General features: G+C 75.5%; 13 protein-coding genes. 8 read left to right on the top strand and 5 right to left on the bottom strand.

The window, feature by feature from the left end; all coding sequences use genetic code 11:
* Positions 1-68: 68 nt before the first annotated feature.
* The 3 genes from M0638_RS03105 to M0638_RS03095 form a co-directional block, all read right to left on the bottom strand.
* Positions 69-734, bottom strand: coding sequence for a DUF4412 domain-containing protein (locus M0638_RS03105; protein WP_248665496.1), 666 nt, complete (start codon positions 732-734; stop codon positions 69-71).
* A gap of 214 nt (positions 735-948) precedes the next feature.
* A complete protein-coding gene (gene cysE, locus M0638_RS03100; protein ID WP_248665495.1) occupies positions 949-1617 on the bottom strand; it encodes a serine O-acetyltransferase in 669 nt (222 codons plus the stop codon).
* 10 nt (positions 1618-1627) lie between these two features.
* Positions 1628-2680: a cysteine synthase A gene (locus M0638_RS03095; RefSeq protein WP_248665494.1), complete on the bottom strand. Its 1053-nt coding sequence runs from the start codon at positions 2678-2680 to the stop codon at positions 1628-1630.
* A gap of 181 nt (positions 2681-2861) precedes the next feature.
* Between M0638_RS03095 and M0638_RS03090 the strand changes: the two genes are divergently transcribed.
* Both M0638_RS03090 and M0638_RS03085 read left to right on the top strand, forming a co-directional pair.
* Entirely contained in the window at positions 2862-3815 is a 954-nt protein-coding gene (locus M0638_RS03090) for an ImuA family protein (RefSeq protein ID WP_248665493.1), read from the top strand.
* A gap of 153 nt (positions 3816-3968) precedes the next feature.
* A complete protein-coding gene (locus M0638_RS03085; protein ID WP_248665492.1) occupies positions 3969-4427 on the top strand; it encodes a hypothetical protein in 459 nt (152 codons plus the stop codon).
* Positions 4428-4581: 154 nt separating this feature from the next.
* Here M0638_RS03085 and M0638_RS03080 read toward each other — a convergent pair whose 3' ends face one another.
* A complete protein-coding gene (locus M0638_RS03080) occupies positions 4582-6201 on the bottom strand; it encodes a sensor histidine kinase (protein WP_248665491.1) in 1620 nt (539 codons plus the stop codon).
* Positions 6202-6586: 385 nt separating this feature from the next.
* On the opposite strand from M0638_RS03080, the gene M0638_RS03075 reads away from it, so the two are divergent.
* From M0638_RS03075 to M0638_RS03055, 5 genes are all read left to right on the top strand, one after another.
* Entirely contained in the window at positions 6587-7291 is a 705-nt protein-coding gene (locus M0638_RS03075) for a response regulator (RefSeq protein ID WP_248665490.1), read from the top strand.
* A 462-nt stretch (positions 7292-7753) separates the two neighbouring features.
* Positions 7754-8194, top strand: coding sequence for a hypothetical protein (locus tag M0638_RS03070; RefSeq protein ID WP_248665489.1), 441 nt, complete (start codon positions 7754-7756; stop codon positions 8192-8194).
* A 13-nt stretch (positions 8195-8207) separates the two neighbouring features.
* Complete coding sequence (locus M0638_RS03065; RefSeq protein WP_248665488.1) at positions 8208-10031, top strand: type I secretion system permease/ATPase; 1824 nt, start codon at positions 8208-8210, stop codon at positions 10029-10031.
* Positions 10028-11437, top strand: a complete 1410-nt coding sequence (locus M0638_RS03060) for an HlyD family type I secretion periplasmic adaptor subunit (protein WP_248665487.1) — start codon at positions 10028-10030, stop codon at positions 11435-11437. Before M0638_RS03065 ends, M0638_RS03060 begins: the two co-directional genes overlap by 4 nt.
* A 33-nt stretch (positions 11438-11470) precedes the next feature.
* On the top strand, positions 11471-11740 hold the full coding sequence (locus tag M0638_RS03055; RefSeq protein WP_248665486.1) for a hypothetical protein: 270 nt from the start codon (positions 11471-11473) through the stop codon (positions 11738-11740).
* A 464-nt stretch (positions 11741-12204) separates the two neighbouring features.
* Here the strand turns inward: M0638_RS03055 and galE are convergent, their stop codons facing one another.
* A complete protein-coding gene (gene galE / locus M0638_RS03050) occupies positions 12205-13197 on the bottom strand; it encodes a UDP-glucose 4-epimerase GalE (protein ID WP_248665485.1) in 993 nt (330 codons plus the stop codon).
* Positions 13198-13625: 428 nt separating this feature from the next.
* Between galE and mepA the strand changes: the two genes are divergently transcribed.
* Positions 13626-14555: a penicillin-insensitive murein endopeptidase gene (mepA, locus tag M0638_RS03045; RefSeq protein WP_248665484.1), complete on the top strand. Its 930-nt coding sequence runs from the start codon at positions 13626-13628 to the stop codon at positions 14553-14555.
* The last annotated feature ends 196 nt before the right edge of the window (positions 14556-14751 follow it).

Genomic DNA, 14751 nt, shown 5'->3' with positions numbered 1-14751 from the left:
ACCCGCCGCGGCGCGGGCGGTTCCGTGGCGCAGGACGGTCATGCGCCGCCCTCCGCGCCGCCCGCCGCTCAGCGGCCCGGCCGGGCGCCCTGCGGCATGTTGCGCAGCATCTCGCTCATGTTGAGGACCTGGTAGCCGGAGGGCGGCTCGAAGCGCGACGGGTCCTGCGGGCCGTAGGCGACCTGCACCGCCTCGATCTGCCCCTCCGAGCCCTGGCGCGCGCCGGAGGCGCGCAGCACGACCCCGTCCGCCGTGATGCAGGCGCGGCCGGTGCCCTCGTTGTCCTGGAAGGACCAGTTGGTGCAGCCCTGGCCGGCGATGGTCTCGTTGCCGCCGCGCGTGAAGCGGGCGTTCGGGTTGGGCTCGCCGAAGCGGATCACCTGGCCGTTCACCTGCTGCTGTGGCAGTTCCATCACCATGCGCTGCTGGTCCACCACCATCAGGGCGCGGTTGTTGCGCCGGTCCACCAGCATGTAGCCGGAGGGCGCGCCGGCACCGCCGGTCTCGATGCGCAGCTTGCCGGCGGCGGTCAGCCAGGACATGCGCATCTCGCGCGGCCCCTGGCCGGCCCCCGCCGGCTGCCCGGGGATCTGGCCGACGACGCGGTAGGTCACCGCGACGTCGCGCGTCGGCGTCAGGGGCGGCCGCTCCTGGGCGCGTGCCGCGGGAGCGAGGGCCGGCGCGGCGAGGGCCAGGAGGGTGGCGGCGATCAGGCCGGTCTGGTGGCGTCGCATGGCGTGTCCTTACTTGTCGCCCCTTCGGGGCGCGGTCGTGTCGCCCCCTCGAGGCGCGGTCGTGTCACCCCTTCGAGGCGCGGTCGTGTCACCCCGTCGGGGCGCGGGGTCGTATCGCCCCTTCGAGGCGCCGTCGTGTCACACCCATCGGGGCGTCGTGCGTGGCGCCCCGGCAGGGGCGCGAGGAAAGGGCGCGGCGGGGCGCCGACCGGCCCTACTTCACGCCCTCGGCCCGGCGCAGCCCGGCGGCGGGCGGGCGCAGCGCGGCAAGCTCGCGCCGCAGCGCCGCCACCTCCTCGCGCAGCCGCGCCATCTCCTCCTCGACCGGGTCGGCCGGGCAGTCGGGCAGGCCGTAGCCGGTGGTGCGATGCCCGGCGGCGGCCTGCGGCGGGCGGGCCGGGATGCCGACCACCGTCTCGCCCGCCGCGACCGGCGAGACCACCACCGCGTTGGCGCCGATCCGCGCCCCGGCGCCGATCCGGATCGGCCCCAGCACCTGCGCCCCGGCGCCGACCACCACGTTGCCCTCCAGCGTCGGGTGGCGCTTGCCGGGCTGGCCGGACAGGCCGCCGAGCGTGACGCCGTGGTAGATCAGCACGTCGTCGCCCACCTCGGCGGTCTCGCCGATCACCACGCCCATGCCGTGGTCGATGAACAGCCGCCGGCCGAGCGTGGCGCCGGGGTGGATCTCGATCCCCGTCAGCCAGCGCGAGAGGTGCGAGACGCAGCGCGCCGGCGCGCGCAGGCCGAGCCCCCACAGGAAGTGCGCGAGCCGGTGCCAGAGCACGGCGTGCAGCCCGGCGTAGCAGAGCAGCGCCTCGGCCCAGGTCGGCCGCGCCGGGTCGCGGGCGCGGATGCTGCGGGCGAGTTCGAGGAACTCCATGGCCTTCCGCTCAGGCCAGCCAGGGCGGCACGGGCAGGCCCTTGCCGCGCAGGAATTCGGGGTTGAACAGCTTCGACTGGTAGCGCGCGCCGCCGTCGCACAGCACCGTCGCGACGGTGTGCCCGGGGCCGAGCGCGCGCGCCACCCGGATCGCGGCGGCGACGTTGATGCCGGCCGAGCCGCCGACGGAAAGCCCCTCGTGGATCAGCAGGTCGTAGATCTGCTCCAGCGCCTCGGCGTCGGGGATCCGCTCGGCGTCGTCGATCGGCGCGCCGGCCAGGTTGCCGGGCACGCGCGCGGCCTGGCCGATGCCCTCGGTGATCGAGTTGCCCTCGGCCTTCAGCGCGCCGGTCTTCACCCAGGAATAGAGGGCGCTGCCCATCGGGTCCGCGAGCACGATGCGCACGCGCCCCTTGCTCGCCGCCTTCAGCGCCCGCGCCGCGCCGGCCAGCGTGCCGCCGGTGCCGCAGGCGCAGGTGAAGGCGTCGACGCGGCCGCGCGTCTGGCGCCAGATCTCGGGGCCGGTGGTCGCCTCGTGCGCCGCGGCGTTGGCCAGGTTGTCGAACTGGTTGGCCCAGACCACGCCGGCCGCCTCGCCGCCCATCTCCTCGGCGATGCGGCGGGAGACGTGGACGTAGTTGCCGGGATCGGCGTAGGGCTTCGCCGGGCCGAGGCGCAGGTCGGCGCCGATCATGCGCAGGAACTCGATCTTCTCGCGGCTCTGCGTCTCCGGCATCACCACGATGGAGCGGTAGCCGCGGGCGTTGGCGAACAGCGTCAGGCCGATGCCGGTGTTGCCGGCCGTGCCCTCGACCACCGTCCCCGCCCGGCCGGGGACGAGCACGCCGCGCCGCTCCGCGTCCTCGATGATGCCGAGCGCGGCACGGTCCTTCACGCTGCCGCCGGGGTTCATGAACTCGGCCTTGCCGAGGATCTCGCAGCCCGTCGCCTCGGAGGCGCGGCGCAGCCGGATCAGCGGCGTGTTGCCGACCGCGCCCGCGAATCCGTCCGCCGTGCCGTGCACGGGGTCATCGACGCCCTGGAATGCCGGATCGGATTGCATCGCCTCGTCTTTCCCAACCTGCCGCCCCGGCGCGGGCGCCGGACGCACCCTGCGCGATCAACGCCCTCGCCGGCCTTCCCCGACATGCGTCGACGGGCGCGGGGCGCCGCGCCGGGCCGCGGCGCGATCATGACGCTTGACCGGGACGGAGTCCCGGCTGGAACATAACAGGAACAAAGCCATGCCCCCTTCGCCCCCCACCATGCCGGACCCGATGGACCGGCCCGCCCTGCTCGCCGCGCTGCGCGGCCGCATCGCGCGGCTGGAGCGTGCCGGCGCAGAGAACGCCCTCGCGCGCCGCGGCGCAACCGTGCCGCTGTGCCCGGCGATCGACCGCGCCCTGCCGGGCGGCGGGCTGGCACGGGCGGCGCTGCATGCGGTGAGCGCCGCCGATCCCGGCGCGGCGACGGGATTCTGCGCGCTGCTGCTGGCGCGCGCGGCGGCCGCGGCCGGGGCCGCACGGGGAGGCAGCGTGCTGTGGATCGCCGACGAACCGGATGCCTGGCCGCCCGGCCTGCTGCGCTTCGGCCTCTCGCCGGCCGACCTCGTGCTGGTGCGGGCGCCGCGCGCGGCGGACGGGCTGTGGGCGATGGAGGAGGCGTTGCGCTGCCCCGCCGTGGCCGGCGCCCTGCTGGTCGCGCGCGGCGTGGACCCCGCCGCCTCGCGCCGGCTGCAGCAGGCGGCCGAGGCGGGCGGCGCGCTCGGCCTGCTGCTGCAGCCGCGCGGCGGACGGGCGGCGGAGGTGGCGGAGGCATCGGGCAACGCCCTCACCGCCTGGCGGGTGGAGCCGCGCGCCGGCACGGGGGGTGGGCACGCGCTCGGCGATCCGCGCTGGCACCTGTCGCTGCGCCGCTGCCGCGGCGGCCGGCCGGGCGAATGGACCGTGGTGTGGCGCGCCGCGCAGGAACGGCTGGAAGCGGAGGGCGAGGCCGAGGCGGAAGTGGATGACGGCTTCCAGGCCGCGCCGGACGCGTTGTTCGACCCTGGGGATCCCGGCGACCCCGGCGCCCATGGCGACGGCTTCCCGGCGGACGGCTTCGCCGGGGAGGACGAGGCGGCCGGCGACGCGGCGGCCCGCCGGCGCGCCGCGCCGGCCCGCCTGCATGCCGGCGGCCGCCGGGGGCGGCCGGCATGAGGCGCCGCCCGCCGCGGCCTTCCCGGCGTGGCCGCCTTCCGGCACGCCCGGCGCGACATCCCGCCCCGAAGCGGGCCCGGCCGGCCGCGGAAGTTATTTGCGAATCATTCTCATCACAATTAGCCTGTCTCTCCGATGTCGAGGAGGTGACGAATGGCAACCCGCGGCCTCCAGACCTGGCCCTGGTCCGGAACCCTGACCGACGACCTGCCGCCGGCGGAGCGACTGCTGCTGGACGTCGCGCGCCTCTGGGCCGCCGCCCGTCGGGCCGGCAGCGCCCCGCTGCCCGCGCTGCGCCTGCCCTGCGTGGCCGAGGGCGTGTCCGAGGCGGCGGCACCGCTGGACCGGCTGCTGCAGGCCGCGATCGGCCGCGTGGCCTGGCCCTGCCTGCTGCACCCGCGCGTGACGGACCAGGAGACGATGCTCCTGCTCTCCTGCGCGCTGGCGCAGCGCGGCCCGGCGCGCGAGGCGCTGGCGGTGCTGCTGCGCTGGCTGCCGCCCGATGCCGCCATGGCCGCGCACCCGTTGGCGGCTGAGGCGGGCCGCCTGTTGCTGCGGCAGGGCGTGCTGCTGCGCCTGCCCGCCCGCCACGGCGGCCGCCGCCCGCTCTGATCCCGCCGGGGAACGCACCAACCCCTACGATCCCGGTCAGCGCGCCCTGGGCACCGGTGCCGGCACCGGGCGGCTACCACGGCTCCTGAAGGCCCGCCTGGGGGGCGGGGCCGACCCGGCGGGCCGCGCGGCGCCGCGAGCGCCGCCGGCCGGATCACGCGACCGGGCCGCGCCTCGGCCACCCGCCCGGGCGCCGCCAGGACGTGGCCGCTTCCGGCACCGCGCAAGGCAGGCGCGCGAGGTCGCCCTGCCGTGGCGCCGCCCGGGCACGCGGCCCGACCGGGAAAGGCGCCTCCTCGTCGGCCGCCACGGGCGGCGGGGCCGGCTGCAGGGCCAGCGTGAACACCGCGCCGCCGCCCTCGTTGTCCCGCACCGAGACGATGCCGCCATGGGTCGCCGCGATCCGCGAGACGATGGACAGGCCGAGCCCGGCGCCGCTGCGGCTGTTGCGGTCGGCGCGCCAGAACCGCTCGAACACCCGCCCGCGCATCGCCTCCGGCACGCCGGGGCCGCGATCCGCCACCTCCACCGTGGCGGGGGCGACGAGGCGCACCTCGACCGTGGTGCCGGGCGCGGTGTAGCCGACGGCGTTCTCCGCCAGGTTGCGCACGGCCCGGCCCAGCGCGTCCGCGTCGCCGCGCACCCAGAGCGGCGCCTCGCCGCCCACCAGCGCCAGCCCCTTCCCGTCCCGCTCGGCGGCCGTGGCGAGCCGGTCCACGATGCCGGCGCAGACCTCGGCGAGATCGGCCTCGCCTTCCACGACGCGGTCGTCGGCGCTGACCTCGGCCGCCTCCAGGAGCTGGTTGACGAGGCGCACCAGCCCGTCCACGTCGTGCCGCAGGCGCGCCGCCGTCTCCGCGTCGTCCAGCAGCTCCACCTCGCCGAGCAGGATGGCGAGCGGCGTGCGCAGCTCGTGCGCCACGTCCTGGCTGAAGGCGCGCTGCCGCGCCAGCGCGTCCTCCAGCCGGTCGAGCGCGCCGTTCACGGCGCGGATCAGCGGCAGCGCCTCGGCCGGCACGCCCGCCTCGCCGAGCCGCTTCGCCGGCGCGCCGCCACGGCCCATCACGCCGCTCGCCAACATGCCGCTGGGGCCGATCGCCTCGGCCTCGGCGGCGGCCTGGTTGAGCGGCGTCAGCAGCAGCCGCACGAAGGCCATGTTGACGCCGAACAGCAGCAGCGCCCCCAGCACCAGCACCGCGATCACCGGGCCGAGCGCCGCGCGCGGCACGTCGTCGAGCACCACGTAGACGCTGGTCATGTCCTGCGCGACCTGCAGCGTCACCGGCCCCTCGGGCGTGCGGACCTCGCGCGAGAGGCCCCAGAGCCGGGGCATGTCGCTGTCGGAGAGGAAGGTGGCGGCGGGGCGGCCGAGCATGTCGAGGCGCGGCAGGGCGGGCTGCGCGCCCGGCGAGGCGGCGAGCAGCTTCCCCTGCGGGTCGAGCACCACGTAGCGCAGCGAGCCCGAGGCGGTGTCGAAGCGGTAGGCGAGGCGCGGCGGCAGGGGCTGGCGCAGCGCCTCGACGCCGCCGAAGCGCAGCCGCTCCTCCAGCGGCTCGGCCGAGGCGGCCAGCGCCATCTCGTGCACCGCCTGCACCGTGCGCTGGAGCTGCAGGTTCAGCACCCAGCCGCCGAACAGCAGCGCCGCCACCGCGACGGACGCGAAGGCGAGCGCGAGCCGCGCGAGCAGGGTGCGCGGCAGCAGAGCGCCCCAGTTCCGGGCCGGGAGGAGGCGGGCCGGCATGGTGCGGGGGAAGCGCTGTGGCTGGCGCGGCATCGGGCAACCTTCATCACCGGCCCGCACGGCGGGCCTTCCCGGCGCGGCCGCGGCCGGGCGCGCGGCGCGCCGGCCCGGCGACCTTGCCGGGCACACCTTTCATCATCCTGCCACATGCGGCCGGGGCGCTTCCCGACCGGGTGAGCGCCGACGGGCCGCCGCGGACGGGCATCGCGACCGGACCGGCCCGGTGGGACCGGCCCGGAGGGGTCGGTCCGGAGGGGCCGGCCCGGGCGCGCCCGGGCGACCGCATTCCTGCCATCCCGACATGCCATGAAGCGCTTCAGGGACTGGAAGCGCCGGAAATGGCATACAGGCGGCATGACCGGGCCGCCCCGCCCGGCGGCAGCACCGGCCGGCACGGAACCGGCCAGGAGAGATCGAGATGCGTCTCCTGCTCGTGGAAGACAATGAGAGGCTGGCCCAGCTCCTGGCCACCGGCCTGCGCCGGGCCGGCTGGGCACCGGACGTGGTGGACTGCCTCGACGCGGCGGCGGCGGCCTACCGCTCCACCCGCTACGACGCCATCGTGCTGGACCGCGGCCTGCCGGACGGCGACGGGCTGGAGCTGATCCGCACGGTGCGCGACCGCGAGGAGGCGCCGCCGGTGCTGGTGATGACCGCGCGCGGCGCCCTGCCGGAGCGCTGCGAGGGGCTGAACAAGGGCGCCGACGACTACGTGGTCAAGCCGGTGGCCATGGAGGAGCTGGTGGCGCGGCTGAACGCGCTGGTGCGCCGGCGCACGGCGCGCGGCGGCACCTCGGTGCATTGTGGGCGGATGGAATTCGATCCCGCCTCGCGCGCCATCACCGTCGACGGCGCGCCCTTCGACCCGCCGCGCCGCGAGCGGATGATCCTGGAGAGCCTACTGCGCGCCGCTCCCCGGCCGGTGGCCAAGGAGGCGCTGGAGGAGCGGCTGGACACCTTCGAGCGCGGCATCGGCGCCAACGCGGTGGAGGTCTACGTCCACCGGTTGCGCAAGCGCCTCGACGAGGTGGGGGCGGGCGCGGTGATCGAGACGGTGCGGGGGCTGGGTTACCGGCTTTCGGCGCCGCCCGCCGCGCGCCAGGGCGGGACGCCGGCGGCCTGACGCGACGGGGGAGGCGCGCCGGAGACCGGCGCATCTCCTCACCGGGGCGCCACCGGGCGGAGCCCGCTTCGGTCGCAGATCGACACCGAATCGCAACTAAAGATCAGGATTAGCGAAACATTACAAACAACTTATGGTTGTAAAATACTCGTTCGTCGTCTATCCTTTCGCGGTAATACGACTTGCCATGAAAGACCTGGCCGTGCCGGCCAGGAAGCCAGAACGGAGAAGCCGGAGCGAAGCGATCGAACGGGGCGCGCCCCCGGCCGGCGGCAAGGCTTGTCCATGCTGGCGCCGGCGTTCCGAAATCAGGATTTGTTACCGAATCCGTGCTAGCCTGCTTTCCTGCGTGCGGGCGTCCGGCCCGTTCGCCGTGACTTCCGACTTTCCGGTTGTCCTCGTCGCCGACGATACCCGGCCCATCCGTCCATCGCCGTTCCAAAAACTGGAGCCCGTCTCGCCATGGCGACCGTCCAGCCCCTCCGCTCCGAGCCCGAGGCCAACGCCGCGGTGCCGCCGGAACCCGCCCCGATCCCGTCGCTCGCCGACTTCTTGTCGGATCGGGAGCGGGAGGAGATGCGCCTCGCCGACCGGCTGGCCTTCGCGATGGCGGTCGAGGCCGGCCAGCCGGCGACGCCCGAGCTGATCGAGCGGCTGCGCCGGCAGGCCAGCGCCGACCTGCACAGCCACGCCTTCCGGCTGCTCCACAACCAGGTCGCCGAGATCCGCCAGAACGCGGTGCTGGAGCATCTCGGCCGGATGCCGCGGCCGCCGGGCTTCGTCAAGCTGGTGCTGGCCACGCTCTGCGGCCTCCTGCTCGCCGCCCTGCCGGTCGCCTGGGTCGCCCTGCACCCCCCGACGCAGCGCGAGCTGCTCGACCTGCTCGGCCGGATCGGGGTCTGACGCGATGAGCCGGATGCCGAGCCTCGCCCTGCCGGGCGGCCGCAAGGAGACCTCGCTCACCCGCCTGCTGCGCCAGTGCCGGTCGCAGTTCCTGGCGGTGGGCGTGTTCAGCGGCGTGGTGAACCTGCTGCAGCTCACCGTGTCGATCTACATGATGCAGATCTTCGACCGGGTGCTGGCGACGCACAACCTCGACACGCTGCTCTACCTGACGCTGATCGCGATCGCGGCCATCATGCTGCTCGCGGTGCTGGAGGCGACGCGCGGACAGGTGATGCTGCGGGTCGCCGGCTGGGTGGAGCAGAAGGTGGCGCCGGAGGGCTTCACCCGCGCCATCGAGGCGACGCTGCGCGGCAGCCCCTACCGGATGGAGGCGCTGCGCGACCTCGCCGTCTGCCGCTCCTATCTCGGCTCGCCGGCCGTGCTCGCGCTCTACGACGTGCCCTGGGTGCCGGTCTACCTCGCCGTGATCTTCATGCTGCACCCGGTGATGGGCTGGATCGCCGTGGGCGGCGCCGCGATCCTGTTCGGCCTGACGCTGCTGAACGAGCTCACCACGGCCGGCCTGCTGCGCCGCGCCAACCTCGCCGCGATGGCGACGCAGCGGCGCGCCGACAGCATCGCCCGCAACGCCGAGGTGATCGACAGCATGGGCATGCTGCCCGGCGTGATGCAGCGCTGGCGCGAATCCGTGGCCGAGGGCATGCCGCCGCAGCAGCACGCCGCCGACCGCGCCGCGGTGCTGGTCTCGCTCACCAAGTTCTTCCGCCTCGCCGTGCAGGTCGCGGTGCTCGGCGCCGGCTGCTACCTCGTGCTGCAGCAGGAGCTGACCTCGGGCGCCTCGATCGCCGGCTCGATCATCCTCGGGCGCGCCCTGGCGCCGGTCGAGATGCTGATCGGCGGCTGGAAGCAGCTCGTGCAGGTGCGCCAGTGCTTCCAGCGGCTGCAGCAGTTCCTGTCGCAGCCCCGGCTGCGCCCGGCCGGCCTGCCGCTGCCCGCGCCGACCGGCCGGCTCTCGGTGGAGCGCGTCTCCTTCGGCTTTCCCGGCCAGCCGGTGCCGATCGTCAAGGCGGTGCAGTTCGCGCTCGCCCCCGGCGAGAGCCTGGCCGTGATCGGCCCCTCGGCGGCCGGCAAGACCACGCTGATCCGCATGCTGATCGGCACGCTGCAGCCGACCGCGGGCCATGTCCGCCTCGACGACGCCGACGTGTACCAGTGGCTGCGCGAGGATTTCGGCCGCTACGTCGGCTACCTGCCGCAGGGCGTGGAGCTGTTCGACGGCACGGTGTTCCGCAACATCGCCCGCATGGGCGAGGCGGAGCCGGAGGCGGTGTTCGAGGCGGCGCGGCTCGCCGGCTGCCACGAGATGATCCTGCGCCTGCCGCAGGGCTACGACACCGAGATCGGCGATGCCGGGCAGCACCTCTCGGGCGGTCAGCGCCAGCTCATCGGCCTCGCGCGCGCCATGTTCGGCAACCCGAAGCTCGTGGTGCTGGACGAGCCGAACAGCAACCTCGACGGCGACAGCGAGGCGAACCTGCTGCGCGCCCTGGAGACGCTGAAGGAGCGCGGCACCACGGTGGTGCTGGTCTCGCACCGCCCGACCCTGGTGCAGGGCGTGGACAAGGTGCTGCTGCTGCGCGAGGGCGCGGTGGAGATGTTCGGCCCGCGCGCCGAGGTGATGAAGCGCCTGATGACCTCGCCCCGGATCGCCGAGACCCGGCCCGCCGAGGCCCGCTCCTCCGAATCCCGTGCCCCTGAATCCCGCTCCCCCGAATCCCGCTCCGACGACGCCCCGAACGCCGTACGCCTCGAAGCCAGCCGAGCCGCCCCATGAGCCAAGCCGCCTCCCTGCCCGTCGCCGGCGTCCCCGCGCCGCCCGCCCTGCGGCTTCCCGCGCCCGAGCCGGAACTCGACCTGCCGCGGCCGCGCACGCGTGGCGTGATGCTGTTCGGCCTGGCCTCGATCGCCCTGTTCGTCGGCGGCTTCGCGGCCTGGTCCACCCTCGCCCCCCTCTCCGAGGCCGCGATCGCGCCCGGCCAGATCAAGGTGGAAGGGCAGCGCCGGGTGCTCGCCAACCAGGAAGGCGGCACGGTGCGCGAGATCCTGGTCCATGACGGCGACCGGGTGCAGGCCGGCCAGGTGTTGCTGCGCCTCGACCAGACCCAGTCGAGCGCCACGGTGGAGACCGTCCGCTCCCAGCGCTGGGCGCTGCTCGCCCAGGATGCGCGGCTGACCGCCGAGCTGGCCCGGGCGCGCGAGATCGCCTTCCCCGCCGCCCTGCTCGCCGCCGCCGGGAGCGCCGAGGGCGGAAGCGGCGAGCCGGCGCAGGACGCCGTCCGCGCCGCCGACGCTGTCGCCGGCCAGCGCGCCCTGTTCGAGGCGCGCCGGGTCAGCCTCGACAGCCAGCTCGCCGTGCTGGCGGACCGGGTCGCGCAGCAGAACGCCGTGATCGCCTCGGCCGAGCAGCAGTACGTGGCGGCGCAGCGCCAGCTCGTGCTCATCCGGCGCGAGGAGGAGGTCAAGCGCGCCCTGATGAACCAGGGCCTGTCGCGCCTGACCGAGGTGCTGGCGCTGCAGCGCAACGCCGCGGCGCTGGAGGGCCAGATCGGCGACATCACCGGCCAGATCTCCCGCGCCCGCGCCACCATCGCCGAGGCGCGCTCGCAGATGAAGCAGATCGAGGACCAGCGCCTGCAGGAGGTCTCCACCGAGCTGCGCGACGTGCGCGGCAAGCTGGCCGAGGCCGAGGAGCGGCTGCGCGCCGCGCAGGACGTCTCGGTCCGCCGCGAGATCATCGCACCCGAGGACGGCATCATCATCGGCCTGCGCGTCTTCAACACCGGCGCCGTGGTCCGCGCCGGTGATCCGGTGATGGAGCTGGTGCCGGTGCGCGACCGGCTGGTGGCGGAGGTGAACCTCTCGCCCAACGACATCGACGTGGTCTATCCCGGCCTCGACGCGCAGATCCGGCTGCCCGCCTTCAAGCAGCGCCTGGTGCCGTCGCTGAACGGGCGCGTCACCTTCGTCGCCTCCGACGTCGCGACGGACGAACGCACCCGCCAGTCCTACTACCGGGTGCAGATCCTGATCGATGCCGACCAGCTCGCCCGCCTGCCCAATGTCCACCTCACCCCCGGCATGCCGGTCGAGGCGATGGTGCAGCTCGGCGAGCGCAGCTTCTTCCGCTACATCACCCAGCCGATCCGCGACAGCTTCCACCGCGCCTTCCGGGAGCAGTGAGCGGCGCGCCCAATGGATAAGGAACGACACGCGATGCCGGATTCGATCTTCGCCGACGGCATGCTCGATGCCAACGTCTCCCACGGGGTCGTGCGCATCAACCTCGGCCAGGCCGGTCCCGAGGGCAAGGTCGCCCCGGCCGGCCAGCTCATCATGCCGCTGGCCCAGGTGCCGAGCCTGATCAACGGGCTCGTGCAGCTGATGAAGCAGGTCGAGGCCCGGATGAAGGAGGCGCAGGCCTCCCAGCAGCCGACCGCCGCCGAGCCGACGGCGGCCATGCCGAGCACCTTCCGCTTCTCCTGACGCTGTCGGCCGGCCCGGCGGGACCTTCGCGCCGGGCTGTCCCAGCTGCCCGCGGCCCGGCCGGCCGGGCCGCGGCCCCGGCATCGTGCCCATGCGTCCGGCATCGGCACCCCGACACCATCGCGCCGCCACCCCTACCGCCGCCGCGCCGCCGGCATCCGACGCCGGGGCCGACCGGCCCTGGCGGCATCACGCCGGTCCGCGTCGACGTGGATCGGCATGATCCCCCGATCCTGCGCGCGGCGGTTGCGCGCGGCCCGCACCGGATGAGGACCTGTCAGCCCCCTTGATCCTGCGCGCGGCGGTTGCCCTGCCCTCCCGGGCGGTTCCGCGCGCGATGCCGGTCGGCGCGGGCCGGTGAACCCCGGCGCCCGGGCCTCCGCGCCGCGCCGCTCCCCGGCGGCGGGAGGCAGGCGCCCGGTCGCCGCCGGCACGCAGGTCGATCCGGCCGGCGGGAAGGCCTGTCAGCCGCGGTCGTCGTAGCCGCGCGGATGCGCCACGCGCCAGGCATGGGCGTGGCGCACGATGTCCTCCAGCGCCGGGTAGCGCGGCGTCCAGCCGGTGTCGCGGCGCAGCCGCGCGTTGGAGGCGACCAGCACCGGCGGGTCGCCCGCCCGGCGCGGCCCCAGCGTGTGCGGCACCTTCCGGCCGCTGACGCGCTCCACCGTCTCGATCACCTCGCGCACCGAGTAGCCGTTGCCGTTGCCGACGTTGTAGCGGCAGCTCCCCTGCTCCAGCCGCTCCAGGATCCGGATGTGCGCGTCGGCGAGGTCGGTGACGTGGACGTAGTCGCGCAGGCAGGTGCCGTCCGGCGTCTCGTAGTCGGTGCCGAACACCGTCAGCGCCGGGCCGAACCCGAGCGCCGCGTTGATCGCCAGCGGGATCAGGTGCGTCTCCGGGTCGTGGTCCTCGCCGAGCCGCCCCTCCGGGTCGGCGCCGGCGGCGTTGAAGTAGCGCAGGCAGGCCGAGCGCAGCCCGTGCACGCGGTCCGCCCATTCCAGCCCGCGCTCGACCATCAGCTTGCTCTCGCCATAGGCCGAGACCGGCGCGAGCGCGGTGTCCTCGTCGATCGGGGTCCGCTCCGGATAGCCGAACAGCGCCGCGGTGGAGGAGAGGACGAAGCGCAGGCAGCCCGCGCGCACCGCCGCCTCGGCCAGCCACAGGCTGTTGCCGAGGTTCTCGGCGCAGTAGCGCAGCGGCTCGCGCATGCTCTCGCCCACCAGCGAGAGGGCGGCGAAGTGGAACACCGCGTCGAAGCGCCAGCCGGCGAACACCTCGGCCACCTGCCGCCGCTCGGCGAGGTCCACGGTGACCAGCTCGGCTTCCGGCGGCACGGCGGCGCGATGACCCTGGCGCAGGTCGTCGAGCACGACGACGGCATCGCCGCGGTCGACGAGGGCACGGACGAGATGGCTGCCGACATAGCCGGCACCGCCGGTCACCAGATAACGGGCCAAGGCCTACTCCTAACCGTCTGTCACGCGGCGCGGCCGGCGCGGGGCCGGTCGCGTCCAGATGCTGCAACGCACCATCACTGTAGCGGATCTTCCTTCCGACGGTGAGGGCAACATGCCGGGGCCTTTCCCCCCGCGTGCCCCCCCGGTTCCCTCGTAGGTCCCTTCGCGGGCCGAAGATCCGATCCCCCTCCCCCGCGGGTTCCGGCACGGCCGCGCCGGCCGCCGTCGCCCACCCGCGCCCCCCTTGCCGACGCCCCGCCTTGCCGACGCCCCGACCGGCCGCCACCATCCCGGGCGCCGCCCATCCCGGCGAAGCGGGGAACGACATGGCCGATCGCGGTCCGAACATGCTGGCCGAGCCCGTGGCGGGCCCGCCCCCCCGGCGGCGGTCGCGGCGGACCGCCCCGCCCGTGGGATCGCTCCCCGCCATGCGCTGCCGCCTTCGGGAGGATGCCGTCGCCATTCCCGCCCGCCGGGGCGCCGTCCCGGCCCGCCTCGCGCCGCTGGCCGCCCGCCTCGCCGTCGCCCTCGCCGCCGCCCTTTTCCCCGCCGCCCCGGCCGCCGCCCAGGACGCGCTGGTGGCGATGCGCGAGGCGGCGCGCGAGACCTGGGGCCGCGCCACCCTGCCGGCGGCGGGGCCGGCGCGCAGCATCGGCGGCGCCGGCCTCGGCTGCTTGGCGGGCGCCGAGGCCCTGCCTGCGGAAGGGCCGGGCTGGCTGGTGGTGCGCCGCTCGCGCAACCGCTTCTGGGGCACGCCGCTGCTGGTCGACACGATCGCCCGGCTCGCCGGGCGGGCGCGGGCGGCCGGCCTGCCGCCGCTGCGGATCGGCGACATGTCGCAGCCGCGCGGCGGGCCGATGACCTTCGGGCATGGCAGCCACCAGACCGGCCTCGACGTGGATGTCTGGCTCGACCTGTCCGGCGCCCCGCTGCCGCCGGCCGCGCGCGAGTCGGTGCAGTTCCCCTCGCTGGTGCTGCCCGGCGGCGCCGCGGTGGACCCGGAACGCTGGCGGCCGGCCCATGCCACGCTGATCCGGCTGGCCGCCGAGCAGCCCGAGGTGGACCGGATCTTCGTCAACCCGGCGATCAAGCGCCGGCTCTGCGGCGAGTTCGCGGGGGCCGCCTGGCTGCGCCGGGTGCGGCCCTGGTACGGACACGATTCGCACATGCATGTGCGCCTGCGCTGCCCGGCCGGCGACGCGGGGTGCGAGCCGCAGGCGCCGGTGCCGGCCGGCGATGGCTGCGGCACGGCGCTGGACTGGTGGTTCTCGCCGGCCTCGCGGGCGCCCGCGACTCGGCCGCCCGGACCGCCGCCCCGGCTGCCCGCCGCCTGCGCGGGCGTGCTGGCCGCGCCGTAGCGCCGTTCCAGGCGTCGGCCCCCGCCGGCCCGCCAGGCCCTGCCTCGACGCGCGGCAAGGGGGGCCGGACGGCGCTCCCGCCCTCGCGCGGACGTGAGGCGGCCGACACCGACGTGATCGTCGGCCGGGTCGCAAGCCCGGCCGGGGATGCTATCCCACCGGCGTGCCCACTGGCGTGGAATCCCGATCCCCTCAT

Origin of the sequence: Roseomonas acroporae, assembly GCF_023223525.1 — a bacterium.
GTDB classification, from domain to species: domain Bacteria; phylum Pseudomonadota; class Alphaproteobacteria; order Acetobacterales; family Acetobacteraceae; genus Roseomonas_E; species Roseomonas_E acroporae.
The sequence above is the reverse complement of the archived record's forward strand: the minus strand, read 5'-3'. Positions and strand labels throughout refer to the sequence as shown.